The 25,023-nt window shown below is 72.5% G+C and carries 21 protein-coding genes and 1 tRNA gene; 17 read left to right on the forward strand and 5 right to left on the reverse strand.

Annotation, left to right across the window (positions count from 1 at the left end; genetic code table 11):
- The first annotated feature begins 139 nt into the window (after positions 1-139).
- Both IFT72_RS04215 and IFT72_RS04220 read left to right on the forward strand, forming a co-directional pair.
- A tRNA-Val gene (locus IFT72_RS04215) sits at positions 140-219 on the forward strand.
- Positions 220-461: 242 nt separating this feature from the next.
- Positions 462-971 carry a hypothetical protein gene (locus tag IFT72_RS04220; protein ID WP_192045640.1) on the forward strand — a complete coding sequence of 170 codons (510 nt, stop codon included), beginning with the start codon at positions 462-464 and terminating at the stop codon, positions 969-971.
- 27 nt (positions 972-998) lie between these two features.
- Here the strand turns inward: IFT72_RS04220 and IFT72_RS04225 are convergent, their stop codons facing one another.
- A complete protein-coding gene (locus IFT72_RS04225) occupies positions 999-1,175 on the reverse strand; it encodes a hypothetical protein (RefSeq protein WP_185232501.1) in 177 nt (58 codons plus the stop codon).
- A 107-nt stretch (positions 1,176-1,282) separates the two neighbouring features.
- Between IFT72_RS04225 and IFT72_RS04230 the strand changes: the two genes are divergently transcribed.
- A complete protein-coding gene (locus IFT72_RS04230; protein WP_185232503.1) occupies positions 1,283-1,609 on the forward strand; it encodes a hypothetical protein in 327 nt (108 codons plus the stop codon).
- Between the two features lie 33 nt (positions 1,610-1,642).
- On the opposite strand, the gene IFT72_RS04235 is transcribed toward IFT72_RS04230, so the two are convergent.
- The gene (locus IFT72_RS04235; RefSeq protein ID WP_219731559.1) at positions 1,643-2,665 is read right to left on the reverse strand and encodes a LacI family DNA-binding transcriptional regulator; all 1,023 of its coding nucleotides are present in this window, start codon (positions 2,663-2,665) and stop codon (positions 1,643-1,645) included.
- Between the two features lie 225 nt (positions 2,666-2,890).
- On the opposite strand from IFT72_RS04235, the gene IFT72_RS04240 reads away from it, so the two are divergent.
- The 10 genes from IFT72_RS04240 to IFT72_RS04285 all read left to right on the forward strand — a co-directional run bounded on the left by IFT72_RS04240 (position 2,891) and on the right by IFT72_RS04285 (position 15,992).
- Positions 2,891-4,510, forward strand: coding sequence for a sugar ABC transporter ATP-binding protein (locus tag IFT72_RS04240; protein WP_192045641.1), 1,620 nt, complete (start codon positions 2,891-2,893; stop codon positions 4,508-4,510).
- Complete coding sequence (locus IFT72_RS04245) at positions 4,507-5,538, forward strand: ABC transporter permease (protein ID WP_192045642.1); 1,032 nt, start codon at positions 4,507-4,509, stop codon at positions 5,536-5,538. Before IFT72_RS04240 ends, IFT72_RS04245 begins: the two co-directional genes overlap by 4 nt.
- Positions 5,531-6,628, forward strand: a complete 1,098-nt coding sequence (locus tag IFT72_RS04250) for an ABC transporter permease (RefSeq protein WP_192045643.1) — start codon at positions 5,531-5,533, stop codon at positions 6,626-6,628. Before IFT72_RS04245 ends, IFT72_RS04250 begins: the two co-directional genes overlap by 8 nt.
- Positions 6,629-6,697: 69 nt before the next feature.
- A complete protein-coding gene (gene rhaS, locus IFT72_RS04255; RefSeq protein WP_167259079.1) occupies positions 6,698-7,765 on the forward strand; it encodes a rhamnose ABC transporter substrate-binding protein in 1,068 nt (355 codons plus the stop codon).
- Positions 7,766-7,874: 109 nt separating this feature from the next.
- Positions 7,875-9,374, forward strand: a complete 1,500-nt coding sequence (locus tag IFT72_RS04260; protein ID WP_056054416.1) for an L-fucose/L-arabinose isomerase family protein — start codon at positions 7,875-7,877, stop codon at positions 9,372-9,374.
- Positions 9,375-9,450: 76 nt separating this feature from the next.
- A complete protein-coding gene (locus IFT72_RS04265; RefSeq protein ID WP_192045644.1) occupies positions 9,451-9,921 on the forward strand; it encodes an L-rhamnose mutarotase in 471 nt (156 codons plus the stop codon).
- Positions 9,918-11,081 (forward strand): L-rhamnose isomerase, encoded by a 1,164-nt coding sequence (gene rhaI / locus IFT72_RS04270; RefSeq protein ID WP_185232517.1) that lies wholly within the window; start codon positions 9,918-9,920, stop codon positions 11,079-11,081. The genes IFT72_RS04265 and rhaI overlap by 4 nt, the downstream gene beginning before the upstream one ends.
- Before the next feature lie 71 nt (positions 11,082-11,152).
- Complete coding sequence (locus IFT72_RS04275; RefSeq protein ID WP_192045645.1) at positions 11,153-13,198, forward strand: bifunctional aldolase/short-chain dehydrogenase; 2,046 nt, start codon at positions 11,153-11,155, stop codon at positions 13,196-13,198.
- Positions 13,199-13,205: 7 nt separating this feature from the next.
- Positions 13,206-14,723, forward strand: coding sequence for a rhamnulokinase family protein (locus IFT72_RS04280; RefSeq protein WP_192045646.1), 1,518 nt, complete (start codon positions 13,206-13,208; stop codon positions 14,721-14,723).
- A 30-nt stretch (positions 14,724-14,753) separates the two neighbouring features.
- Positions 14,754-15,992, forward strand: coding sequence for an alpha-hydroxy acid oxidase (locus IFT72_RS04285; RefSeq protein WP_192045647.1), 1,239 nt, complete (start codon positions 14,754-14,756; stop codon positions 15,990-15,992).
- A 72-nt stretch (positions 15,993-16,064) separates the two neighbouring features.
- Here the strand turns inward: IFT72_RS04285 and IFT72_RS04290 are convergent, their stop codons facing one another.
- Positions 16,065-17,084, reverse strand: a complete 1,020-nt coding sequence (locus IFT72_RS04290; RefSeq protein WP_167259086.1) for a LacI family DNA-binding transcriptional regulator — start codon at positions 17,082-17,084, stop codon at positions 16,065-16,067.
- A 231-nt stretch (positions 17,085-17,315) separates the two neighbouring features.
- On the opposite strand from IFT72_RS04290, the gene IFT72_RS04295 reads away from it, so the two are divergent.
- The 4 genes from IFT72_RS04295 (at position 17,316) to IFT72_RS04310 (ending at position 22,667) form a co-directional block, all read left to right on the forward strand.
- A complete protein-coding gene (locus IFT72_RS04295) occupies positions 17,316-19,358 on the forward strand; it encodes a beta-galactosidase (protein ID WP_192045648.1) in 2,043 nt (680 codons plus the stop codon).
- Positions 19,355-20,299: a carbohydrate ABC transporter permease gene (locus IFT72_RS04300; RefSeq protein WP_056054441.1), complete on the forward strand. Its 945-nt coding sequence runs from the start codon at positions 19,355-19,357 to the stop codon at positions 20,297-20,299. The genes IFT72_RS04295 and IFT72_RS04300 overlap by 4 nt, the downstream gene beginning before the upstream one ends.
- 89 nt (positions 20,300-20,388) lie before the next feature.
- The gene (locus IFT72_RS04305) at positions 20,389-21,222 is read left to right on the forward strand and encodes a carbohydrate ABC transporter permease (RefSeq protein WP_056055866.1); all 834 of its coding nucleotides are present in this window, start codon (positions 20,389-20,391) and stop codon (positions 21,220-21,222) included.
- Between the two features lie 116 nt (positions 21,223-21,338).
- Positions 21,339-22,667: an ABC transporter substrate-binding protein gene (locus IFT72_RS04310; protein WP_056054445.1), complete on the forward strand. Its 1,329-nt coding sequence runs from the start codon at positions 21,339-21,341 to the stop codon at positions 22,665-22,667.
- Positions 22,668-22,789: 122 nt separating this feature from the next.
- Here IFT72_RS04310 and IFT72_RS04315 read toward each other — a convergent pair whose 3' ends face one another.
- Together IFT72_RS04315 and IFT72_RS04320 are read right to left on the reverse strand one after the other, a co-directional pair.
- Positions 22,790-23,839, reverse strand: a complete 1,050-nt coding sequence (locus tag IFT72_RS04315) for an NAD(P)-dependent alcohol dehydrogenase (protein WP_192045649.1) — start codon at positions 23,837-23,839, stop codon at positions 22,790-22,792.
- A 151-nt stretch (positions 23,840-23,990) separates the two neighbouring features.
- The gene (locus IFT72_RS04320) at positions 23,991-25,004 is read right to left on the reverse strand and encodes a zinc-binding dehydrogenase (RefSeq protein ID WP_185232528.1); all 1,014 of its coding nucleotides are present in this window, start codon (positions 25,002-25,004) and stop codon (positions 23,991-23,993) included.
- Positions 25,005-25,023 lie beyond the last annotated feature (19 nt).

Consider the following 25,023-nt stretch of genomic DNA (forward strand, 5'->3'; position numbering starts at 1 on the left):
CCTAGCGGTCCGTCACTGCCCATGCTTCGTGCGAAGTCCGAGCTCCGTGCGCGTGTTGGTGTGGTGTCGGTGACGGACTGCGCAACGCTGCTCTCCCTTGCACGCAGCTGCACTCCTCACCCTGCAAAACTGGCCGTTCTGCGCAACTCGCGGCAACGACGTACCCGCCGCGCCACGTTTACACCGTGGATGTCGTCGGTTCGAGCCCGGCAGGGCCCACCGTCAGGCACTTCATCGGATCGATGAGGGCGTACGGCGTCACGGTCGCCACCGAGCTCGGTGCTCTCGTGCATGCCCTCACCGCTCGCTCCTCCGGGCTGATCCACGCGTTCGCTTGCGTGAGGCCTCCCCTCACTCGCCAGCTGTCAGGTCGACGCGGCAGGCTGGCCGTGGATCGACGACCAGGGGGCTGAGCGATGACGCAGGACGATGACGGAAGGGCCCGTCCGACCGATCGGGGAGTGACCACTCGCCCCGTCGCCGCCCGTGCCGTGGCGTTCGCCGTGCCGTCACGGTGGTCGGGTCGGGCCGTCCGCAGGGTCCGCCACGATGCGTTGTGGCCGGACGGCCGGGTCGAGTACGACGTCAGCCTCGTCGACGCGATGTACCGCGGAGCGCCGGCCGACTACTCGGCGGTTGCCCACGCCGTCGCCGACCGCCGCCCCGAGCTCGGGCCGGGCCCCTGGATCGACGAGTGGGCCCTCGAGGTCGACGGCCCGGGCCTGCCGGCGGGGCGAGCGGTCGACGCGACCGAGGGCGCTCGACGGGAGTTCAGGCCGCTGCCGATCACGCCCTGGCGATCGCACCCTCGCCGGTGGCGCTTCGTGGTCGGATCCCTCCTCCTCGCGGCGGGGACCACCGGCTTGGCCGTCGGAGGAGCCGTGGGGCCCGCGGGGTTCCTCTCGTTCCTGCCGACCGTCTCCGGGCTGGCTCTGCTCGGGAGTCTCATCGGGCGGCACCCTCGCCGGTAGGGCGACGGCCGCCGTGCGGGGGAGGTGTCAGGCCGGGACGCCCGGGAGCGCCAGCAGCGCCACCGCCAGCGCGGCCGCCACCGCACCCAGCACGATGATCACGATGCCCGGGGCCGGGCTGCCGCCGCCCCGCCGCGCGACGATGAGGGCGCCTCCGACGACGCCGACGAGACCGAGGACGAGGAGGGTGATCGCGAACAGCATGGGGGCCTTCAGGTCGGAGGGGACAGGGGGCGAGCGACGAGGTGCGCGACGCGAGGCCAGCCGGGTCTCGGCGCGCAGTGCCCGAGTCCCGAGCCTAGGGTCGAGCGATGATCGTCGTCACGGTGACCCGCTTCCTGGCCGGTGCGTTCCTCGCGAACGCCGTCCCGCACGGGGCGGCGGCGCTGCGCGGGCGTGATTTCCCCAGCCCGTTCGCGACGCCCCCGGGGGTGGGCCTCTCGTCGCCCCGCGAGAACGCCGCGTGGTCGTCGACGAACCTCGTGGTCGGCACGGCCCTCCTGCTCGCCGTCCGCCGGCGCCCCGGGTCGCCCGCAGGGGCGGCCGCCGGGGCGACGCTCATGGGCGGCTTCCTCGGGTGGTGGTTCGCGCCCGCGCGGCGGGCGGCGCGCCTCGCCGCCGTCCGGCTCGACCGGTAGCTCGTCGGGGCACCGAGCGGCACCCGGAGCACCTCAGCCGGAGGCGCCCGTCACGGTGCTGGCCCGCACGACGAGCTCGGGAGCGAAGACGACGCGCCGTGGCTCGCGCGTCGGGTCGTCGATCTCCTCCTGCAGGATCTCCATCGCCGTCTGGCCGATCAGGCCGCTGGGCTGGCGCACCGACGTCAGGGGCACCACGGCGGCCCGGGCGAAGTCGATGTCGTCGTAGCCCACGAGGGCGACGTCGTCGGGCACCCGCAGGTCGCCGAGCATCACCAGCGACTGGAGCACGCCCATCGCCACGAGGTCGTTCGCCGCGAAGACGCCGTCCGGTCGCTCGGCCACCGGCCGGGCCATGAGGGCCGCCGCCGCCGCTCGGCCGTGCTCGACGGTGAGGCCCGGGACCTCGACCACCTCGAGGGTGACCTCCGGGCCCGCGGCGCGCACCGCCTCCCGGGCCCCCGCGACGCGGTCGGCGACCTGCTGCAGGTCGAGCGGGCCGCCGACGACCACCAGGCGACGACGACCGATCGAGACGAGGTGCTCGACGGCGAGCTGGCCGCCGCGCACGTCGTCGACGGAGACGGAGGAGAAGTCGGTGAGGTCGGCCCGCCGGTCGACGAGCACGGCCGGCGTGCCTCGACGACGCAGTCGGGCCAGCCTCGCGGTGACGTCGCCGACGGGGGAGATGAGGATGCCGAGCACGCGGTGCTGCTCGAAGAGGTCGAGGTAGTGGGCCTCGCGCTCGACCTGCTGGTCGCTGTTGCCGAGCAGGACGACGCGGCCCGCGCGCTCCGCCGCGGTCTCGGCGCCCCGGGCGACGTCGGAGAAGAACGGGTTCGCCCCGTCGAGGATCACCAGGCCGACGGCCCGGCTGGCCCCGGCGCGCAGCTGGCGCGCCGCGTCGTTGCGCACGAAGCCGAGCTCGTCGATGGCGGCGTGCACGCGCTCGACGGTGGCGGGGCTGACCTTGTCGGGGTGGTTCAGCACGTTGCTGACGGTGCCGACCGACACGCCCGCGGTGGTCGCGACGTCGCGGATGCTGACCGACTCCACCGGGGCCCCCTCCGTCGTCGGCGCCCGGGCAGGCGACGGTCGGCGTCCGTCCGCCGACGCTGACGAGTGTAGGCCGACGGGTGGCTCCGGGCGGGGCGGGCCGCGCCACCCGCGTGGCGACGACGCGGCCCGCGGCACGCCGTGCTTGACGTCGGACCCGCCCGCCCCTACTGTCGTCCCCACGAGCTGTTGAAACGATTCATTTCTCGATGAGGAGAACGATCGATGACGATCGACCCCCCGGCCTCCGGCTACTCGCCGACGGCCCCCGTCCTGGAGCTGCGGCACGCCCGCAAGACCTTCGGAGCGGTCGTGGCCCTCGCCAGCGGCAGCGTGCAGCTGCGGGCCGGCGAGATCAACGCGCTCGTCGGCGAGAACGGCGCCGGCAAGTCCACGATGGTGAAGATCCTCGCCGGAGTGCACCAGCCCGACTCCGGCGAGTTCCTCTTCGACGGCCACCCGATCGTCTTCCGCACGCCAGCGGAGAGCAAGGCGGCGGGCGTCAGCGTCATCTACCAGGAGCCCACGCTCTTCCCCGACCTGACCGTCGCCGAGAACATCTTCGTCGGCCGTCAGCCCACCTCGCGCCTCGGGTTCATCGACCGCGCCAAGATGCGGGCCAACGCCCGGGCCCTGTTCGAGCGCCTCGGCGTCCCGATCGACCCCGACCGCGTCGCCGAGGGCCTCTCGATCGCCGACCAGCAGATCATCGAGATCGCCAAGGCCATCTCGCTCGACGCCAAGGTGCTGATCATGGACGAGCCGACGGCGGCGCTCAGCGGCGTCGAGGTCGATCGCCTCTTCGGCGTCGCCCGGGCCCTCCGCGACCGCGGCAGCGCCATCATGTTCATCTCGCACCGCTTCGACGAGGTCTTCGGGCTCAGCGACCGCATCACGGTCATGCGCGACGGCGCCTTCATCTCCGAGCACGCCACCGGCGACGTCACGACGGCCGAGGTCGTCCGCGCGATGGTCGGCCGCGACGTCGACCAGCTGTTCCCCAAGCAGGAGGCGCGGATCGGCGAGCCCGTCGTGACCGTCCAGGGGCTGACGCGGCAGGGCGTCTTCCACGACGTGTCGTTCGAGGTGCGGGCCGGCGAGATCGTGGGCCTGGCGGGGCTCGTCGGGGCGGGCCGGACGGAGGTCGCCCGCGCCCTGTTCGGCGTCGACCGCTACGACGCCGGCAGCGTCACCGTGAACGGGAAGCCCCTCGCGCGGCGGAGCCCGCTGGCCGCCATCACGGCCGGCATCGGCTTCGTGCCCGAGGACCGCCGCAGGCAGGGTCTCGTGATGGACATGTCGGTGAGCCGCAACACCACGCTCACCCTGCGCAGGACGCTCAGCCGGGCAGGCCTGGTGAGCGCGCGCCGCGAGCGCGAGGCGGCGGCCGAGTGGTCACGGCGCCTGCAGGTCAAGACCGGCAGCCAGGAGCTCCCCGTCTCGACCCTGTCGGGCGGCAACCAGCAGAAGGTCGTGCTGGCGAAGTGGCTGGCGACCGACCCGACCTTCCTGATCGTGGACGAGCCGACCCGCGGCATCGACGTCGGCACCAAGAGCGAGGTGCACCGGCTGATCAGCGACCTGGCGGGCCGTGGCATCGCGGTGCTGATGATCTCGTCCGAGCTGCCCGAGGTGCTCGGCATGGCCGACCGGGTGCTCGTCATGCACGAGGGGCGCCTGACCGCGACCCTCGACCGCGCCGAGGCCACGGCGGAGCGCGTGATGCACGCCGCGACCGGGTCGGGCGCGGCCGACCCGACCGCGACCGGGGCGCCCGCCGAGCCCGCGCCTCCGGCCCCGGCCCCGTCCCCGTCCATGCCCCCGACTGCAGAGGCCACCCGATGACCACGTCCCACGCTCTCGCGCCCGCCGCCACGTCGAGGCGCAGCCCCCTCGCCTCGGTGCTCCGTCAGCGCGAGGTGCCGGTCGCCTCGGCCCTCGTCGTGCTGGTGATCGTCACGACGATCGCCAACCCGCTCTTCGTCTCGGCCCAGGGCGTCAAGGACCTCATGCTCAACGCGACGATCACGGTCATCATGGCCGTCGGCCTCGGCGCGGTGATCATCACGAACAACATCGACCTCTCGGTGGGCTCGATCCTCGGCCTCGTCGCGTTCGCGACCGGCACGGTGTTCGCGGCCGCGCCGGAGATCCCGATCGTCGTCGTCTTCCTCCTCGGCCTCGCGATCGGCGCGGTGCTCGGCGCGGTCAACGGGTTCCTGGTCACGGTGGCCCGGGTGCCGTCGCTCGTCATCACCCTCGGCATGCTCTACATCTACCGCGGCCTCAACAACGCGTGGGCCGGCGGCCAGCAGTACTTCGCGGGGGACCGCCCCGCCGCCTTCGGCCGCCTGTCGGTGGACACGTTGCTCGGCGTCCCGATCATCACGGTCATCGCCGTCGTGGTCGTCGTGCTGGTCGCGGTGTTCCTCGCCCGCACCCGGCCCGGTCGCGACCTGTACGCCATCGGTTCCGACGAACAGGCGGCACGCCTCTTCGGCATCCCGGTGAGCCGGCGCGTCGTGACGGCGTTCGTGCTCAACGGGACGCTGACGGGCCTGGCGGGCGTGCTCTACGCCAGCCGGTTCAACTCGGTCGGCGCGACGACGGGCACCGGGCTCGAGCTCGACATCGTGGCCGCGGCCGTCGTCGGCGGCATCGCGATCTTCGGCGGCTCCGGCAGCGTCGTCGGCGCGGCCATCGGTGCCGTGCTGCTGACCACCATCACGAGCAGCCTCACCGCCCTCGGCGTCGACAAGTTCTGGCAGCAGGCCATCGTCGGCGTCCTCATCCTGACCGCCATCCTCGTCGAGCGGATCGCCTCGATCCGCAAGGCCCGACGACTGCGCACGAGCGAGGCCACCAATGCCTGACCAGACCGTCACCCGCGCCCCCCAGGCCCCCGCCTCCCCGTCGGGGAGCGCCACCCGCGACCCCGGGCAGCGCGCCGAACGGGCGCTGCGCCGCCGCCGCCTCCTCACCGGTCGCGGAGCGATCATGGTCTGGGCGCTGCTCGCGACCCTGCTCGTCTGCGCCCTGACGGTGCCGCGCTTCGCCAGCGTCCAGACCACCGGGTTCCTGCTGCTCGACGCGATCCCGATCCTCATGATCGCCATGCCGATGGCGCTGGTCGTCATCACCGGCGAGATCGACCTCTCGGTCGCCAGCACCGCGGGCCTCACGAGCGCGACGATGGGCGTGCTCTGGGCCGCCGGCTGGGGCATCCCCGAGATCTTCGTCGTGTGCGTGCTGATCGGCATTGTCTGCGGTGCGCTCAACGGCGCGCTCGTGACGACGGTCGGGCTGCCAAGCCTCGCGGTCACCATCGGCACCCTGGCGCTCTACCGCGGTCTCGCGCTCGTCGTCATCGGTGACGACGCGGTGGCGAACTTCCCTCCCGGCCTCACGTCGTTCTTCACCTCGAAGATCGGCGGCACGGGAGTCCCGACGGTGATGGTCGGCGTCGTCGTCGTCATCCTCTTCTTCGGGGTCCTCCTGCACTTCAGCTCGTTCGGCCGGGCCCTGCCCGCGATCGGCTTCAGCAAGGAGGCCGCGAGCTTCGTCGGCGTGCACGTCGGCCGCGCCAAGTTCTGGATGTTCGTCGCCACCGGGGTCGTCTCGGCCCTGGTCGGCATCTACTGGACGCTCCGCTACTCGAGCGCCCGCAGCGACAACGCGACCGGCATCGAGCTGGCCGTCATCGCCGCCGTGCTGCTCGGCGGCGTCTCGATCTTCGGCGGCCGGGGCTCGATCCCCGGTGTCGTCGCCGGCGTGCTGATCATCTCGAGCATCAGCTACGCGCTGCGGCTCGGCGGCATCAGCGACGTCGTGCTCAACGTCGTCACCGGGCTGCTGCTCGTCGGCAGCGTGGTCACCCCGAGCCTGATCGCGGTCGTCCGCGAGAGGGCCCGGGCGAGGCGGGCCGCGAGGGCCGTCCTCGACGGCTCCGCCGATCCCGCCTGACCTCCCCGATCCCACCCGACCCCCAGCACCACCCCGGCACCACCCCACCCCACAGCAAAGGACAGAACGATGGAGTTCCCCACCTTCCCCCGCGGCCGCGCCCTCCGGCGAGGCCTGGCCGCCGCCGCGGCCGTCGCCGCCGTCTCGCTCGTCGCCTCCGGTTGCGCCCTGACGGCCGGCGGCGACGACGCCGGCTCGGGCTCCGGCTCGGGCGGCGGCTCGTCGTCGATCGCCTTCGTGCCGAAGCAGCTGAACAACCCGTACACCGACGTCGTCCTCGGCGGCGGCGAGGCCGCGTCGAAGGACATCGGCTACGACTACAGCGTGGTCGGACCGCTCGAGGCGAGCGCCTCGTCACAGGTCACCTTCCTCAACACGCTCACCCAGCAGGGCACGAACGTCATCGTCATCGCCGCGAACGACCCCGACGCGGTCGGGCCCGCCCTGAAGGAGGCGCGCGACGGCGGAGCGAAGATCGTCGCGTTCGACTCCGACACGAACCCCGACTACCGCGACGTGTTCGTCAGCCAGGTCGAGGCGAAGGACGTCGCCCTCATCCAGATCCGCCAGATGAGCGAGCAGATCGGCGGGGAGGGCGACATCGCCATCCTGTCGGCCACGGCGAACGCCACGAACCAGAACGAGTGGATCAAGTACATCCAGGAGGAGGTCGAGACGAACCCGGACTACGCGGGCATCTCGATCGTCTCCACCGTCTACGGCGACGACGACGACGCGAAGTCCTTCCAGGAGGCCCAGGGCCTGCTGCAGGCGAACCCCGACCTCAAGGGCATCATCTCGCCCACCACGGTCGGCATCGCGGCCACCGCCCGCTACCTCTCGACCTCGGAGTACAAGGGCAAGGTCGCGCTCACCGGGCTCGGCCTGCCCAACGAGATGCGCGAGTTCGTCAAGGACGGCACCGTGACGGCCTTCGCCCTCTGGGACCCGGCGCAGCTGGGCGAGGTCGCGGCCTACGCCGGCCAGGCGCTGGTCGACGGCACGATCACGGGCGCCGAGGGCGACACGTTCACCGCCGGCGACCTCGGTGAGCGCACCGTCGGTGCCGACGGGATCATCATCGTCGGCCCGCCGACCGAGTTCGACGCCGACAACATCGACGACTACGACTTCTAATCGTCGTCCGTGACGGGGGCGGCGGCCCGGCCGGCCGCCTCCGTCACCGCCCCGCGGCTCTCCCGTGCCGCCCCTGCCCGCCCTCATCCCTCGCGACGGAGCGACCCCCATGAGCGCCACGCCCCCACCGGCCACCGACCTGCTGCCCCCGATCCGCCGTCGCCCCACCCGCGTCGGGCTGGTGGCGGGCGGGCTCGGCACCTACTGGCCACAGTTCCCCGGCCTGCTGCCCCAGCTGCAGGAGTCCACCCGCTACGTCGTCGACCGCTTCGGCGGGCTCGACGCCGAGGTCGTCGACACGGGCTTCATCTCGGACGCGAGGGAGGCGCGCGTCGCGGCCGAGACGCTGCGCACGGCGGACTGCGACCTGGTCGTGGTCTTCCTCACGACGTACCTGACCTCGTCGATGGTGCTGCCGATCGCGCAGCGGGCGGGCGTGCCCGTGCTCGTCATCGACCTCCAGCCCAGCGAGGCCATGGACCACGCGACCTTCGACACCGGGCTGTGGCTCGCGTACTGCGGCCAGTGCCCGGTGCCCGAGGTGGCGAACGTCTTCCGGCGAGCCGGGGTCGAGTTCCGGTCGGTGACCGGCCACCTCCGCAGCGAGCGGGCCTGGGCCCGCATCGAGCGGTGGGTGCACGCGGCCGGGGTCCGCGCCCGGCTGAGGGAGGCGCGGCACGGCCTCATGGGGCACCTGTACCCGGGCATGCTCGACGTGTCGACCGACCTCACCCTCGTCTCGACGCACTTCGGCTCGCACGTCGAGGTGCTCGAGCTCGACGATCTCCGGGTGCGGGTCGACGACGTGACCGCCGCGCAGGTGCGGGACCGCTCGGCGCTCGCCCGCCGGGTCTTCGACGTCCACCCGTCGGTCGACGAGGACGACCTCGACTGGGGAGCGCGCGTCTCCGTCGCCCTCGACCGCCTCGTCGACGACTTCGACCTCGACTCGCTGGCCTACTACCACCGCGGGCTCGACGGCGAGCTGCACGAGCGCATCGGCGCCGGCATGATCCTCGGCGCCTCGCTGCTCAACGCCCGCGGCCTGCCGGCCGTGGGGGAGTACGAGCTCCGGACCTCGGTCGCGATGCTGGCGGCGCAGTCGCTCGGCGTCGGCGGCTCGTTCACGGAGATCCAGGCGATCCACTTCGGGGACGGCGTCGTCGAGATGGGCCACGACGGGCCGGGGCACCTGGCGCTGTCGTCGGCGAGGCCCGTGCTGCGCGGCCTCGGCGTGTTCCACGGCAAGCGCGGGCACGGCGTCAGCGTCGAGTTCGACGTGCAGCCGGGCCCGGTCACGACCTTCGGCCTCGGGCAGGACCGCGACGGCGGCCTCTCGTTCGTGACGAGCGAGGGGGCCGTCGTGCCCGGGCCGCACCTGTCGATCGGCAACACGACCTCCCGTGTCGACTTCGGGGGAGACCCCGGCGAGTGGGTCGACGAGTGGTCCCGGACGGGCATCGGCCACCACTGGGGTCTCTGCACCGGGCACGTGGCCCGCGACGTCGCCGCCGCCGCCTCCCTCCTCGGCATCGAGCACCGCCACGTCTCGGCGCCGTTCGACGACGCCGACGGCTTCGCCCGGAGCATCGGCCGCTCGACGCCCTGACCTGCTCGACACCGCGTGCCCCCCGGGATACGCTCAGTCCATTGAAACGATTCAACGACGAACCGGAGATCTCCTGATGACCGCCGACGAGCACGAGCGCTACGCGTTCCGGCTGCAGGTCGCCCCCGACCGACTCGACGACTACGCCCGGCGCCACGCCGCGGTCTGGCCCGAGATGCTGCAGGCCCTCCATGACAGCGGCTGGCACGGCTACTCGCTCTTCGCCGCTGCCGACGGCCTGCTCGTCGGCTACGTGGAGGCCGAGTCGCTGGTCGCCGCCCAGGCAGCGATGGCCGAGACCGAGGTCAACGCGCGCTGGCAGGCCTCGATGGCCGAGTTCTTCACCTCGCTCGACGGCACCCCGCCCGACGAGGGCCTCGAGCTGCTGACGCAGGTCTTCAACCTCGAGCGTCAGCTCGGCCTGCCCGGCGGCGGCCGCCGCCCGGCCGCCGAGCCGACCCCCACGACCCCCACGACCCCCACGACCTCCACGACCCCGGCGTCGACGACGACGTCCGGAACGACGACCACGGAAGAGACCTCATGACCACCTTCGAGTCCATCGTCCCCGTGCTCGAGCGGCAGGCCATCGAGCTGCCCAGCTGGGCGTTCGGCAACTCCGGCACGCGGTTCAAGGTGTTCGGCACGCCGGGCACGCCCCGCACGCCCGAGGAGAAGATCGCCGACGCCGCCACGGTGCACCGCGTCACGGGCCTCGCCCCGAGCGTCGCCCTGCACATCCCGTGGGACGAGGTCGACGACTTCGGCGCCCTGCGCTCGTTCGCCGCCGAGCAGGGCGTCGCCCTCGGCACCGTCAACTCGAACACCTTCCAGGACGAGGCCTACAAGTTCGGCAGCCTGGCCCACAGCGACGCGGCCGTCCGCCGCAAGGCCGTCGACCACCACCTGCGCTGCCTCGAGATCATGCACGAGACCGGGTCGCGCGACCTCAAGATCTGGCTCGCCGACGGCACCAACTACCCCGGCCAGGACTCCCTGCGCCAGCGCCAGGACCACCTCGCGGAGTCGCTGGCGGAGATCTACGCGGGCCTGGGCGCCGAGCAGCGCCTCGTGCTCGAGTACAAGTTCTTCGAGCCGGCGTTCTACCACACCGACGTCCCCGACTGGGGAACGAGCTACGCGCAGGTGACCGCCCTCGGCGACCGGGCGCTGACCTGCCTCGACACCGGTCACCACGCCCCGGGCACGAACATCGAGTTCATCGTCATGCAGCTGCTGCGGCTCGGCAAGCTCGGCTCGTTCGACTTCAACTCGCGCTTCTACGCCGACGACGACCTGATCGTCGGGGCGGCCGACCCGTTCCAGCTGTTCCGCATCCTGTTCGAGGTCGCCGACGGCGGCGGGCTCGACGAGGGCTCGCCCGTGCAGTTCATGCTCGACCAGTGCCACAACGTCGAGGACAAGATCCCCGGGCAGATCCGCAGCGTGCTGAACGTGCAGGAGATGACGGCGCGCGCCCTGCTCGTCGACCGCCCGGCGCTCGACGCGGCCCGCGCCTCCCACGACGTCCTCGGCGCCCACGCCGTGCTGATGGACGCGTTCTACACCGACGTGCGCCCGGCCCTGGCCGACTGGCGCGAGGGCCGCGGCCTGCCGCGCGACCCGATGGCCGCCTACCTCACGAGCGGCACGCCCGAGCGCCTGGCCGCCGAGCGAGCGGGCGGCACGCAGCTCAGCTGGACCTGACCCGCTCACCCCGACCCGCGCCTCCCGCGCCCCTCGACCCGCCCCTCTCCACCTCGAACGGACCCCACCTCGTGACCAGCACCACGCCCACCCCCGCCGCCGACCTCGTCGCGCGCAGCAACCGCCTCGGCGCCGACCCGGCCAACACGAACTACGCCGGCGGGAACACCTCGGCCAAGGGCACCGCGACCGACCCCGCGACGGGCGAGCCGGTCGAGCTGCTCTGGGTCAAGGGCAGCGGCGGAGACCTCGGCACCCTCACCGAGGGCGGCCTCGCGGTGCTCCGCCTCGACCGGCTGCGCGGCCTCGCGAGCGTGTACCGCGGCGTCGAGCACGAGGACGAGATGGTGGCCGCGTTCGACTACGCCCTTCACGGCACGGGCGGGGCGGCGCCGTCGATCGACACGGCCATGCACGGCCTCGTCGACGCGGCGCACGTCGACCACCTGCACCCCGACGCGGGGATCGCGATCGCGACAGCGGCCGACGGCGAGCGGCTGACGGCCGAGATCTTCGGCGGCGCCGTCGTCTGGGTGCCGTGGCGCCGACCGGGCTGGCAGCTCGGCCTCGACATCGCCGCGATCAAGGCGGAGCACCCGGAGGCGCGGGGCACGATCCTGGGCGGGCACGGCATCACCGCGTGGGGCGAGACCAGCGAGGAGGCGGAGGCGGCCTCGCGCTGGATCATCGAGACCGCACAGGCCTGGCTCGACGAGCACTCGCGGCGCGAGCCGTTCGGGGCCCCGTTCGCCGGGTACGGGGCCCTGCCCGTCGAGGAGCGTCGCGCGAAGGCCGCGGCCCTCGCGCCGGTCGTCCGTGGCATCGCCTCCCACGACCGGCCGCAGGTCGGCGCGTTCACCGACAGCGACGTCGTGCTCGACTTCCTCGCGAGCACCGAGCACCCGCGGCTCGCGGCGCTCGGCACGAGCTGCCCCGACCACTTCCTCCGCACGAAGGTGCGGCCGCTGGTGCTCGACCTGCCGGCCGACGCGACCGTCGAGGAGTCGGTCGCGCGCCTCCGCGAGCTGCACGAGCAGTACCGACTCGACTACCAGGCCTACTACGACCGGCACGCGACGCCCGACAGCCCGGCGATCCGCGGCGCCGACCCGCTGATCGTGCTCGTGCCGGGCGTCGGCATGTTCTCGTACGGGGCCGACGCCCAGACGGCGCGCGTCGCCGGCGAGTTCTACGTGAACGCGATCGCCGTCATGCGCGGCGCCGAGGGCGTCTCGAGCTACGCGCCGATCGACGAGGCCGAGAAGTTCCGCATCGAGTACTGGGCCCTCGAGGAGGCCAAGCTGCAGCGCCGGCCCGCGCCGAAGCGGCTGGCCACGCGGATCGCCCTCGTCACGGGCGCCGCCTCGGGCATCGGCAAGGCCATCGCCACGCGCCTCGCCGCCGAGGGCGCGTGCGTCGTGGTCGCCGACCTCGACCTCGCGACGGCGCAGGCCGCGGCGGCCGAGATCGGCGGCCCCGACGTGGCGCGCGGCGTGGCGGCCGACGTCAGCGACGAGGCCGCGGTGAAGGCAGCCATCGGCGAGGTGCTGCTCGCGTTCGGCGGGCTCGACCTCGTCGTGAACAACGCCGGGCTGAGCCTGTCGAAGTCGCTGTTCGACACCACCGAGGCCGACTGGGACCTGCAGCACGACGTCATGGCGAAGGGCTCCTTCCTCGTCGCGAAGAACGCGGCGCGCGTGCTCGTCGACCAGGGCCTCGGCGGCGACATCGTCTACATCTCGTCGAAGAACTCGGTCTTCGCCGGCCCGAACAACATCGCCTACAGCGCGACGAAGGCCGACCAGGCGCACCAGGTCAGGCTGCTCGCGGCCGAGCTCGGCGAGCACGGCATTCGCGTCAACGGCATCAACCCCGACGGCGTCGTGCGCGGGTCGGGCATCTTCGCCAGCGGGTGGGGGGCCAACCGCGCCGCGACCTACGGCGTCGACGAGAAGGACCTCGGGGCGTTCTACGCGCAGCGGACCATCCTCAAGCGCGAGGTCGTGCCCGAGAACGTCGCCGCGGCCGTCGCCGCCCTCTGCACGAGCGACTTCTCGCACACGACCGGGCTGCACGTGCCGGTCGACGCGGGCGTCGCCGCCGCCTTCCTCCGGTGAGCCGGCGATGAGCACCGTTCGCGCGACCGGCGGAGCCGTCGCCGCGGTCGACCTGGGGGCGACGAGCGGCCGCGTCGTGGTCGGCCGGGTCGACCGTGACGGCGTGCGCCTGCAGCACGTCGCGCGCTTCGCGAACGAGCCCGTCGCCGTGCCCGAGGGGGAGCCCGGGGGAGTCGCGGGCCGCGTCGGCCTGCACTGGGACGCCCTCGGGCTCTGGCGGTCGGTCACCGCGGGGCTGACGCAGGCCCTCCGCGACGAGCCCGCCGTCGCGTCGATCGGGGTCGACTCCTGGGCCGTGGACTACGGGCTGCTGCGGGACGGCCGCCTCCTCGGCCCGCCGTACCACTACCGCGACGAGCGGTCGGCGGCCGGGGTCGACGCCGTGCACGCGGTCGTGCCGCCCGAGGAGCTCTTCGCCCGGACCGGCCTCCAGCACCTGCCCTTCAACACCGTCTTCCAGCTCGCCGCCGACCGGGCGACGGGAGTCCTCTCGCCCGCCGACCGAGCCCTGCTCGTGCCTGACCTCTTCTCGTGGTGGCTCACCGGCACGGCGGCGACCGAGCGCACCAACGCCTCGACGACCGGCCTGCTGTCGCCCGTGACAGGGGAGTGGGACGCCGAGCTCGTCCGGCGGCTCGGCCTCGACCCCCGCCTGTTCGCGCCGCTCGTCGACCCGGGGACGTCGCTCGGCCCGCTGCGGCCGTCGGTCGCCGCCGCGGTCGGCGCTCCGCCCTCGCTCGAGGTCACGGCGGTCGGTTCGCACGACACCGCGTCGGCCGTCGTCGCCGTCCCGCTCACGGGCGACGACGCCGCCTACGTGTCGAGCGGCACGTGGTCCCTCGTCGGCCTCGAGCTGCCGTCTCCGCTGCTCGGCGACGACGTGGGGGCGGCGGGGTTCACGAACGAGGGCGGCGTCGACGGCCGCGTGCGGTTCCTCAAGAACGTCTCCGGCCTGTGGCTGCTCAGCGAGTCGATGCGCGCCTGGAGCCGCTCGGGCACCTCCGCCGCCGAGCGCAGCAGCGACCTCGCGGCGCTGCTGGCCGAGGCGGCCGCCGTGACGCGGCCGGTCGCCGTCTTCGACGCGACCGACGAGCGGTTCACCCCGCCGGGCGACATGCCCGCGCGCATCGGCGCGTGGTGCACCGAGCACGACGTCGAGCCCCCGCGCGGCCGCGCCGAGACGGTGCGCAGCATCCTCGAGTCCCTCGCGGCCGCCTACGCGGCGACCCTCCGCGACGCCGAGCGGCTCTCGGGCCGCACCGTCCGCACGGTCCACGTCGTCGGGGGCGGCTCGCAGAACGAGCTGCTCTGCCAGCTCACGGCCGACCGCACCGGCTGCACGGTGCTGGCCGGGCCGGTCGAGGCGACCGCCCTCGGCAACGTTCTCGTCCAGGCCCGTGCGGTCGGGCTCGTCGACCGCTCGTCGTCGCTCGAGTCGCTGCGCGCCCTCGTCGCCGCGTCGCACGCCGTCGTGACCTACCGGCCGCGGACGTCGCCGCTCGCGGCCCCCGCCCGCGCCTCCTGACCTCTCCACCCCGACCCGGAAGGACCACCCATGGTCGACCGCCGCCTGCCGAACCTGCACGACCTCGCCCCGCTGATGCAGTTCAAGAAGCCCACCTTCGACCTCAAGGCGAAGCGCCTGCGCGAGGCGCTCACCATCGAGGACCTGCGGAGGATCGCCAAGCGGCGCACCCCCACCGCGGCCTTCGACTACACCGACGGCTCGGCGGAGGCGGAGATCTCGCTGCGCCGTGCCCGCCAGGCCTTCCGGGACGTGCAGTTCAACCCGGCGATCCTGCACGACGTCGCCACCGTCGACACGGGCTGGGACGTGCTCGGGAAGCGGGTCGAGCAGCCGTTCGGCATCGCGCCGACCGGCTTCACCCGCATGATGCAGACCGAGGGGGAGAAGGCGGGAGCTGCCGCGGCGGCGGCGGCGGGCATCCCGTTCAGCCTGTCGACGATGGGGACGGCGTCGGTCGAGGACGTCGCGGAGGCGGCGCCCAGCGGTCGGAACTGGTTCCAGCTCTACATGTGGAAGGACCGCGACCGGTCGATGGCGCTCGTCGACCGTGCGGCCGCGGCGGGCTTCGACACCCTGCTGGTGACGGTGGACGTGCCGGTCGCCGGCGCGCGCCTCCGCGACTCCCGGAACGGGATGACCATCCCGCCGTCGCTGACGCCCCGCACGATCGTCGACGCGCTGCCCCGGCCCTGGTGGTGGATCGACTTCCTCACCACCGAGCCCCTGGCGTTCGCGTCGCTCGACCGCTGGTCGGGCACGGTCGCCGAGCTGCTCAACACCATGTTCGACCCCACGGTGACCTACGACGACCTCGCCTGGATCAAGTCGCAGTGGCCGGGCAAGCTGGTGGTCAAGGGCGTGCAGACCGTCGAGGACGCGAGGCGCGTGACGGACCTCGGCGTCGACGCCCTGATCTTGTCCAACCACGGCGGACGGCAGCTCGACCGCGCACCGATCCCGTTCCACCTGCTGCCCGACGTCGTGAAGGAGGTCGGCGCCGACACCGAGGTGCACCTCGACACGGGCATCATGTCGGGGGCCGACATCGTCGCGGCGGTCGCCCTCGGGGCGCGCTTCACGCTGGTCGGCCGCGCCTACCTCTACGGCCTCATGGCCGGCGGGCGCGAGGGCGTCGACCGGGCGATCGAGATCCTCTCGGTCGAGATCGCGCGCACGATGCGCCTGCTCGGCGTGAACTCGCTCGAGGAGCTGGAGCCCCGCCACGTCACGCAGCTCGAGCGGCTGGTGCCCCGCGCGCGCAGCTGACGCGACGGGGAGGCGGCGGGGGCGGGCCCGCGGCCGCACGCCGGCCCAGGCCCCGGGCCCCTGCGGGCCCGGTCAGGCGCTGTCGCGCCACACGATGTCGGTCGGCAGCAGGACGCCGACGGCGCGGTCGGTGCCCCCGAGCTGGTCGAGCACCTGCTGGGCGGCCCGGCGGCCGAGGTCCTCCGCCGGCTGCCGCACGGTCGAGAGCGCCGGCGTGCAGCGCAGCGCCCACGAGCTGTCGTCGAAGCCGACGATGCCGACCTGCCCCGGCACGTCGACGCCCCGCCGGTGCAGCACGTCGAGGGCCCCGGCCGCGACGGCGTCCGACGCGGCGAAGACGCCGTCGACGGTGGGGTCGCGTCGCAGCAGCTCCGTCATGCCGTCGACGCCGGCGGTGTAGCTGTAGAACGGGTTCCGGACGACGAGGTCGGGGTCGAAGAGGTCGCCGAGGGCGGCCCGGAAGCCCGCGAGGCGGTCCTGGCCCGAGTCGCGGTCCAGGCCGGAGGCGAGCATGCCGACCCGGCGCCGGCCGGTGCCGAGCAGGCGACGCACGATCGCCTCGGCCGCCGCGGCGTTGTCGATGCCGATGTAGGGGATGTCGGGGGCGTCGAGCGGGTGGCCGACGAACGACGCGGGGAGGCGCAGCTCGGCGACCGCCTGCGAGATCGGGTCGCCGGTGCGGGCCGACAGGATGATCGCGCCGTCGACGAAGCCGCCCCGGAGGTACTCGACGACGCGGTCGCTGTCGCGGCGGGAGTCGATCATCAGGGTGACGAGCTGGTGGTCGGCCTGCGAGAGCACCGCGTTCGTGCCGATCAGGATGTTGCCGATGTTGGGGTCGTCCAGGACCACCGAGTGCGGCTCGTGCACGATCAGCGCGACGGCCCGCGACCGCTGGGTGACGAGGTTGCGCGCGGCCGCGTTGCGGACGTAGCCGACCTTCGCCACCGCGGCCTCCACGGCCTCCCGGGCCTGCGCCGACACGTAGGGCTCGTCGTTGAGCACCCTCGAGACGGTGCCTCGTGAGATGCCCGCCTCGGCGGCGACGTCGTGGATCGTGGCCCGGCGCCGGGGGGCTGGCTGACCAGGCATGGGAGTCACCTTAGCCGACCCTGGACGGCCGGGCCCGGCATCTCCGGGCCCGTCGTGTTGACAAACCGGAGAGCCTGGGTTTTACTCTGTGAACGTTCCCAGAAAGACTCGCCCCGGCCCTCGTCGGTGGTGTGTGGGAACGATCACAGAAACTGTGTGTGAACCTTCACAGACGAAGGGCTCCGGCCTGGCGTCGGCGGGGGAGAACCCGACGACGAAGCCGAGGCCCCCGTGCTGACCCAGACCCTCCCGCAGCGCACCGCGCTCGACCTCGGGCTCGACGGCCTCGTCTTCGGCTGCGACTACAACCCCGAGCAATGGTCGCGCGAGACCTGGGTGGAGGACGTGGCGCTGATGCGCGAGGCCGGGGTCAACCTGGTCGCGATCAACATCTTCGGCTGGTCGCACGTGGAGCCCGAGCCTGGGCGCTTCCGGTTCGACGACCTCGACACGGTCATCGAGCTGCTGCACGAGGCCGGCATCGGCGTCAACCTCGGCACCGGCACGTCGTCCCCGCCGCCGTGGCTCACCACGCGCCACCCCGAGGTGCTGCCGGTCGCGGCCGACGGCACGACGCGCTGGCCGGGCGGCCGCCAGGCCTACTGCCCCAGCTCGCCGGTCTTCCGCGAGCGCGCCCTCGACCTCGTGCGGGCGACCGCCGAGCGCTACGGCTCGCACCCGGCCCTGAAGCTCTGGCACGTCTCGAACGAGCTCGGCTGCCACAACGCCCTGTGCTACTGCGACGAGTCGGCCCTCGCCTTCCGGGCCTGGCTGGAGGCGCGTCACGGCACCGTGGACGCGCTGAACGACGCGTGGGGCACGGCCTTCTGGAGCCAGCGCTACTCGTCGTTCACCGAGGTGCTGCCCCCGCGGGCGACGCTGTCGTTCGTCAACCCGGCCCAGACCATCGACTTCCACCGCTTCAGCTCCGACGCGCTGCTGGAGCACTACCGGGCCGAGGCCGAGGTCATCCGGCTCGCCAGTGCGGTGCCGATCACGACCAACTTCATGGTGGCCGCGCACATCAGGAACCAGGACTACTGGACCTGGGCGGGCGACATGGCCGTGATCGCCAACGACCACTACCTCGACCACCGCCTCGAGCGCCCCGAGGTCGAGCTCTCGTTCGCCGCCGACACCACCCGGGGCCTCGCCGGCGGCGCGCCGTGGATCCTGATGGAGCACTCGACGGGAGCCGTGAACTGGCAGCCCCGCAACCTCACGAAGGCACCGGGCGAGATGCTCCGGAACACCGCCTCCCACGTGGCCCGCGGCGCCGACGGCGTCTGCTTCTTCCAGTGGCGCGCGTCCGTCAAGGGCACCGAGAAGTTCCACTCGGCGCTGCTGCCGCACGCCGGCACCTCGTCGCGCACCTGGCGCGACTCCGTCGAGCTCGGCGCCCTCGCCGGCCGCCTCGGCGAGCTGCAGGGCTCGCGGGTCGTCGCCGACGTGGCCCTCGTCTTCAGCTGGGAGAACTGGTGGGCGGCCGACCTCGAGGCGCACCCCACGTCCGACTTCTCGTACATCGAGCAGGTCCACCGCCTCTACGGGGCCCTCTGGGAGCTCGGCGTCACCGTCGACGTGGTCGCGCCCGGCGCCCCCCTCGACGGCTACGCGCTCGTCGTGGTGCCGAGCCTCTACCTCGTCCGCGACGAGCACGCGGCCGTGGTCGACGAGTTCGTCGAGGCCGGCGGCTCGGCCCTCGTCACGTTCTTCAGCGGCGTCGTCGACGAGACCGACGCGGTGCGCGTCGGCGGCTATCCCGGGGCGTTCCGCGACCTGCTGGGCGTGCGGGTCGACGAGTTCTCCCCGCTGCCGGTCGGCGGCCGGGTCGAGATCTCGGGCGGGCCCGTCGGCGCCACCGGGTCGCTCTGGTCGGAGCCCGTGGAGCTCGTCGGCGCCGAGGCCGTCCTGGGCTACGCCTCGGGCACGCTCGCCGGTCGCCCCGCCGTGACGCGGAACGCGCACGGCCGAGGCCTCGGCTGGTACGTCTCGACCGAGCTCGACGCCGCGACGCTCCGCCACGTCGTGGCCCGCGCCGTCGACGAGGCCGGGGTCGCCCCCCGCAGCGAGGTCGCCAGCCGCGCCGGGGTCGAGGTGGTCCGCCGCGTCGACGACCAGCACGAGTGGATCTTCGTCCTCAACCACTCCGACGACGTCGTCGTCCACGAGTTCTCCGGCTACGACCTGGTCTCCGAGCAGCACGTCTCGGGGTCCGTCGAGCTCGCCGCGGGCGGCTCGCACATCATCCGCCAGGACAGGAAGGCATCATGACCGTCACCTCCGCCCGCTCGCGAGGTCGCCGCGCGACCGACGAGGCCCCGCGACCCGAGGCCGCCGGCCGCAGGAGGGGGTTCCGCTACCGCAAGGCGATCGCGATCTTCGTCCTCCCGTTCGGCGTGCTCTTCGCGGCCTTCTACCTCACGCCCATCCTCTACGCGGTCTGGCAGTCGCTCCAGAAGATCGAGCGCGAGGGCACCTTCGGCGCCCCCACCCAGGTCTTCGGCGGCCTGGCGCAGTACGCGCTGGTCTTCCAGAACGGCGAGTTCTGGTCGTCCATCCTCCGGGTGCTGCTCTTCGGCGTCGTCCAGGTGCCGGTCATGCTCTTCCTGGCCCTGCTCTTCGCCCTGCTCCTCGACTCGCCCCTCCTCCGCGGCAAGCGCTTCTTCCGCCTCGCCTTCTTCGCCCCGTACGCCGTCCCCGGCGTGATCGCGGCCATCATGTGGGGCTACCTCTACTCGCCGAGCCTCTCGCCGTTCTCCGCGGTGACCTCGAGCGTGGGCCTGCTCGACGGCGGCACGGTGCTGTGGGCCATCGCCAACGTCGTCACCTGGGTCTTCGTCGGCTACAACATGCTGATCATCTACTCGTCGCTGCTCGCCATCCCCACCGAGATCTACGAGGCCGCGCGCCTGGACGGCGCCTCGCAGTGGCGCATCGCCGTCGCCATCAAGATCCCGCTCGTCATCCCGGCGATCGTGCTCACCGCGGTGTTCTCGGTGATCGGCACCCTGCAGCTGCTGACCGAGCCGCTGGTGTTCCGCCAGTTCACGTCGACGATCTCGTCGACCTTCACGCCGAACATGCTCGTCTACTCGACGTCGTCGGTGCCCAACTTCAACCTCGCCGCCGCGTTCAGCGTCGTCCTCGCGGTCGCGACGTTCATCCTCTCGATCGGCTTCCTCCGGTTGACCCAGCGGAAGGCCGACCAGTGACCGTCGACGCACCCACCCGTCCCGCCCAGTCGTTCGACGACGCCAGCACCCCGGCGCCGAAGCGCGGCCGCGGCCCCCGCGAGAGCGTCATGTCGCGCTCCGCCGCGATGATCATCATGGGCGCCTTCACGCTCTACTTCCTCATCCCGATCTTCTGGCTGTTCGTCTCGTCGACCAAGACGCTCGACAACTTCAACAGCGGGCCGGCGCTCTGGTTCTCGGCGACGTCGCTGCAGGACTTCGTCGGCAACATCGGGCAGCTCTTCACCTACAACGACGGCATCTTCCCGCGGTGGATGCTGAACAGCATCGTGTACGCCACGGTCGCCGGCGGGCTCGGCACGATCCTCTCCGCCATGTGCGGCTACGCCCTGGCGAAGTACCGCTTCCGCGGTCGCGAGGCCCTGTTCAACGTCTTCCTCGGCGGCGTCCTGGTGCCCGCGACGGCGCTCGCGCTCCCGCTCTTCCTGATCTTCAGCCAGGTGCAGCTGACCGACACCTTCTGGGCGGTCTTCCTGCCGAGCATCGTCAGCCCGTTCGGCGTCTACCTGAGCCGGATCTACGCGGCGTCGAGCGTGCCCGACGAGATCATCGAGGCCGCCCGCATCGACGGCTCGAGCGAGCTCCGCACCTTCTTCACCGTCGCGATCCGCCTCATGTCGCCCGCCCTGGTGACGGTGTTCCTCTTCCAGTTCGTCGCGATCTGGAACAACTTCTTCCTGCCCCTCGTGATGCTGCGGTCGCAGGAGCTCTTCCCCGTGACCCTCGGCCTCTACACCTGGAACTCCAACGTGAGCCAGTACCCCGAGCTGCGCACCCTGGTGCTCGTGGGGGCGTTCGTCTCGATCATCCCCCTCCTGGTCGCCTTCCTCAGCCTGCAGCGCTTCTGGCGCAGCGGCCTGGGCGCCGGCGGGCTCAAGTGAGCCGGCCCGGCCCGCTCGACCCGCACCGCGCCTCCTCGACTTCCCTTCCCCACGGCAACAGCGTCGTTCCCACCCGTGACCGGGCACCCCGGTCACGCACCTCGATAGGAATCAGCATGAACAGATCCCGCGTCCTCACGATCGCGGCAGCCGCCGTGGTCTCGACCATCGCCCTCGCCGGCTGCAGCTCCGGCAGCGGCTCGGACAGCGCCTCCGGCGACTCCGCCTCGTGCGAGGCCTCCTCCGGCACGGTCACCCTGAACTTCACGACCTGGGTGCCGAACATGGACAAGGTCGTCGCCCTCTGGAACGAGGAGAACCCCGACATCCAGGTCAAGGTCTCGATCGTGCCGAACGGCAACAGCGGCACCTACCAGAACTTCTTCAACCAGCTGAAGGCCGACAACGCCCCCGACATCGGTCAGGTCGAGTACGACACGCTGCCCGCGTTCCGCGTGCAGGACGGCCTCGCGAACATCGCCTCGTGCGAGGGCGTCTCCGACGCCGAGGCCGACTTCTCCGACGGACTCTGGAACCAGGTCACCTTCGGCGAGGACGACTCCGTCTACGCGATCCCGCAGGACTCCGGCCCCATGGCGCTGTACTACCGCAAGGACCTCTTCGAGCAGGCCGGCCTCGACGTGCCCACCACGTGGGAGCAGTACGCCGAGGACGCCGTGACGATCAAGGAGATGGGCGGCAGCATCACCAACTTCGCCAAGGGCGACGTCAACCAGTTCGCCGGGCTCGTCTCGCAGGCCGGCGGCCAGTGGTTCGACACGAGCGACGGCACCTGGAGCGTCGACATGACCGACGAGGCCTCCACCAAGGTCGCCGACTACTGGCAGGACCTCATCTCGAAGGGGCTCGTCAGCACGCTGCCGAGCTTCACCGATGAGTGGAACAACGCCTACAACACCGACCAGGACTGGACCTGGGTCTCGGCCGTCTGGGGCGCCAACACCATCTCGAGCGGCGCGCCCGACACGTCGGGCAAGTGGGCCGTCGCGCCCATGCCGCAGTGGGAGGAGGGCGAGAGCGCCTCGGCCGCCTGGGGCGGATCGTCGAACGTCGTCTTCAAGGGCAGCGAGCACCCCGCCGAGGCGTCGAAGTTCCTGATCTGGCTGAACACCTCCACGGAGGCGCTGGACGCCCTCAACAAGGAGGCCAACCTGTACCCGGCCTCGACCACCGGTGCCGATCTGCCTGCCCTGACCGCCGGCGTCGAGTTCTACGGCGACCAGCCCATCTACGAGGACTTCGCGAAGGCCGCCGAGAACATCCAGCCCTTCACCTGGGGCCCCACGATGACGCAGACCTACAGCGACATCTCGGACGGCTTCGGCACCGCGGCCTCCGGCGACGGCACCCTGCTCGACGCCCTCAAGGACGGCCAAGAGAAGACGATCGCGGCCCTCGAGGCGCAGTCGATCGCGGTCAAGTAGCGGCGCAGCACCGCAGCACCGCAGCACCGCAGCACCGCAGCACCGCGACACGACGACGCCCGTGCCGGAGGACCTCCTCCGGCACGGGCGTCGTCGGCGTCGCGGGTCGCCCCGCGCGGGCCTCAGGGGGCCATGGTCGCCGTGTCGATGACGAAGCGGTAGCGCACGTCGGACGCCAGGACGCGCTCGTAGGCCTCGTTGATCTGGTCGGCGCTGATCAGCTCCGTCTCGGGCAGGATGCCGTGCTCGGCGCAGAAGTCGAGCATCTCCTGCGTCTCGCGGATGCCGCCGATGGCCGAGCCGGCCCAGCTGCGACGCGCGGGGATGAGAGCGAACGCCGGCACCTCGAGGGGCTCCGAGGGCGCGCCCACGTTGACGAGCGTCCCGTCGACCCTCAGGAGGTTCAGGTACGCGCCCATGTCGATCTTCGCCGACACGGTGTTGACGATCAGGTCGAACGAGTTGGCCAGGTCGGTGAAGGTCTGCTCGTCGCTGGTCGCGTAGTGCGCCTTCGCGCCGAACCGCAGCGAGTCCTCCTCCTTCGAGGTCGTCTGCGAGAGCACGGTGACCTCGGCGCCGAGCGCCGCGGCGATCTTGACGCCCATGTGGCCGAGGCCGCCCATGCCCACGATGGCGACCTTGGTGCCCTCGGTCACGCCCCAGTGGTGCAGCGGCGAGTAGAGGGTGATGCCGGCGCAGAGCAGCGGCGCGACCTTGTCGTAGTCGAGCGACTCCGGCACGCGGAGGACGAAGTCCTCGGTCACGACGACGGCCTGCGAGTAGCCGCCCTGCGTGATGGTGCCGTCGGCGGGGTCGACGCCGGTGTACGTGCCGACGTTGCCCTTCGCGCAGTACTGCTCGTCGCCGCGCAGGCAGTACTCGCACTCGCCACACGAGTTCACCATGCAGCCGACGCCGACGCGGTCGCCGACCTGGTGCTTCGTCACCTCCGAGCCGACCTCGGAGACGGTGCCGACGATCTCGTGGCCGACGACCTGCGGGTACTGGATCTCGCCCCACTCGCCGCGGACGGTGTGGATGTCGCTGTGGCAGATGCCGGCGTAGGCGATCTCGATCATGACGTCCTTCGGGCCGACGTCGCGGCGCTCGATGGTCGTCTTCACGAGGGGCTCGGTGGCCGACGGGGCGGCGTAGGCGGTGACGGTGCGCATGGGGGTGCTCCAAGGGTGGTGGTGAGGGGGAGGCGCGGAGCCCGACACGAGGTCGCTCCGGTCGCCTCCCACCACGCTACGCGCGGCACCTCCGTGGAGGCAGGCCCCGTCAGTGCCCCCTCCGCGCCCGCTCCCGGCGGGAGGCGCGTCGTCAGCCGTGCCAGGCGGAGACGAGCACCTTGCCGCTGGCCGAGGAGTCCTTCGCGACCTCGAAGGCGCGGACGGCCTCGGCGGCCGGCAGCCGGTGGGTGACGACCGCCTCCAGCGACGGGTCGTCGGTGAGCAGGCGCACGGCCTCGTCGATCTCGTCGTCGAAGCGGAACACCCCGACGACCGTGAGCTCCTTCGAGATGGCCGGTGCGAGGTTCACGGGTCGGGGCTGGTCGGGCACCATGCCGATCTGCGCGACGACGCCCCGACGACGCGCGGCGACGAACGCGGCGCTGATCGCGGGGGAGGCGCCCGAGCACTCGAGCACGACGTCGAAGGCCTCGGCGGGCACCTCGTCGACGCCGAGGCGCAGGACGACGTCGGCCCCGACCGCCGTGGCCCGGGCGAGGGGCTCGGGCAGGAGGTCGACCACGGTCACGTGGGCGGCTCCGCGGGCGCGGGCTGCCGCGGCGGCGAGCAGGCCGATCGGCCCGGCCCCCGACACGAGCACGCGCGCCCCGGTGACGTCGCCCGCCCGGCCGACGCCGTGGAGGGCGACGGCGAGGGGCTCGGCGAGGGCGGCCCGGTCGAGGGGCAGCCCTTCGGGCAGCACCCGCACCATGCCGGCGTCGACGACGAGGTGCTCGCTGAGGGCCCCCTGCGTGTGCGGTCGGGTGGACGCGCTGCCGAGGTAGGAGCCGCCGGGCCAGAGGTGCGGGGCGTCCTCGACGCCGGGCGCCGGCGTGCCCCGACGGGCCGGGTGGACCGTCACGGGGGTGCCGGGCGCGAGGCGGCCGCTGGGGTCGAGGTCGACGCGGCCCGAGAGCTCGTGCCCGGGGGTCAGGGGCTCCTCGACGACGAAGGCCCCGTTGGCGCCCTCGAAGTAGTAGTGCAGGTCGGAGCCGCAGATGCCGACCCACTCGACGCGGATGCGCACCTCGCCCTCCGTGGGCTCGGGCAGGGGGACGTCGCGCTCGGCCAGGCTGAGGGCTCCGTCGATCTGGATGGTCTTCATGGTCGTGTCCTCCACTGCT

Origin of the sequence: Frigoribacterium sp. CFBP 8754 (assembly GCF_014841815.1) — a bacterium.
Classification (GTDB): Bacteria; Actinomycetota; Actinomycetes; order Actinomycetales; family Microbacteriaceae; genus Frigoribacterium; species Frigoribacterium endophyticum.

What these genes read in the sequence shown, in the direction of transcription:
- IFT72_RS04225 (WP_185232501.1), bottom strand. Translation starts at nt 1,175, where the DNA reads ATGCTGTTCGCGATCACCCTCCTCGTCCTCGGTCTCGTCGGCGTCGTC.
- IFT72_RS04230 (WP_185232503.1), top strand. Translation starts at nt 1,283, where the DNA reads ATGATCGTCGTCACGGTGACCCGCTTCCTGGCCGGTGCGTTCCTCGCG.
- IFT72_RS04240 (WP_192045641.1), top strand. Translation starts at nt 2,891, where the DNA reads ATGACGATCGACCCCCCGGCCTCCGGCTACTCGCCGACGGCCCCCGTC.
- IFT72_RS04245 (WP_192045642.1), top strand. Translation starts at nt 4,507, where the DNA reads ATGACCACGTCCCACGCTCTCGCGCCCGCCGCCACGTCGAGGCGCAGC.
- IFT72_RS04250 (WP_192045643.1), top strand. Translation starts at nt 5,531, where the DNA reads ATGCCTGACCAGACCGTCACCCGCGCCCCCCAGGCCCCCGCCTCCCCG.
- rhaS (WP_167259079.1), top strand. Translation starts at nt 6,698, where the DNA reads ATGGAGTTCCCCACCTTCCCCCGCGGCCGCGCCCTCCGGCGAGGCCTG.
- IFT72_RS04260 (WP_056054416.1), top strand. Translation starts at nt 7,875, where the DNA reads ATGAGCGCCACGCCCCCACCGGCCACCGACCTGCTGCCCCCGATCCGC.
- IFT72_RS04265 (WP_192045644.1), top strand. Translation starts at nt 9,451, where the DNA reads ATGACCGCCGACGAGCACGAGCGCTACGCGTTCCGGCTGCAGGTCGCC.
- rhaI (WP_185232517.1), top strand. Translation starts at nt 9,918, where the DNA reads ATGACCACCTTCGAGTCCATCGTCCCCGTGCTCGAGCGGCAGGCCATC.
- IFT72_RS04280 (WP_192045646.1), top strand. Translation starts at nt 13,206, where the DNA reads ATGAGCACCGTTCGCGCGACCGGCGGAGCCGTCGCCGCGGTCGACCTG.
- IFT72_RS04285 (WP_192045647.1), top strand. Translation starts at nt 14,754, where the DNA reads ATGGTCGACCGCCGCCTGCCGAACCTGCACGACCTCGCCCCGCTGATG.
- IFT72_RS04290 (WP_167259086.1), bottom strand. Translation starts at nt 17,084, where the DNA reads ATGCCTGGTCAGCCAGCCCCCCGGCGCCGGGCCACGATCCACGACGTC.
- IFT72_RS04300 (WP_056054441.1), top strand. Translation starts at nt 19,355, where the DNA reads ATGACCGTCACCTCCGCCCGCTCGCGAGGTCGCCGCGCGACCGACGAG.
- IFT72_RS04305 (WP_056055866.1), top strand. Translation starts at nt 20,389, where the DNA reads ATGTCGCGCTCCGCCGCGATGATCATCATGGGCGCCTTCACGCTCTAC.
- IFT72_RS04310 (WP_056054445.1), top strand. Translation starts at nt 21,339, where the DNA reads ATGAACAGATCCCGCGTCCTCACGATCGCGGCAGCCGCCGTGGTCTCG.
- IFT72_RS04315 (WP_192045649.1), bottom strand. Translation starts at nt 23,839, where the DNA reads ATGCGCACCGTCACCGCCTACGCCGCCCCGTCGGCCACCGAGCCCCTC.
- IFT72_RS04320 (WP_185232528.1), bottom strand. Translation starts at nt 25,004, where the DNA reads ATGAAGACCATCCAGATCGACGGAGCCCTCAGCCTGGCCGAGCGCGAC.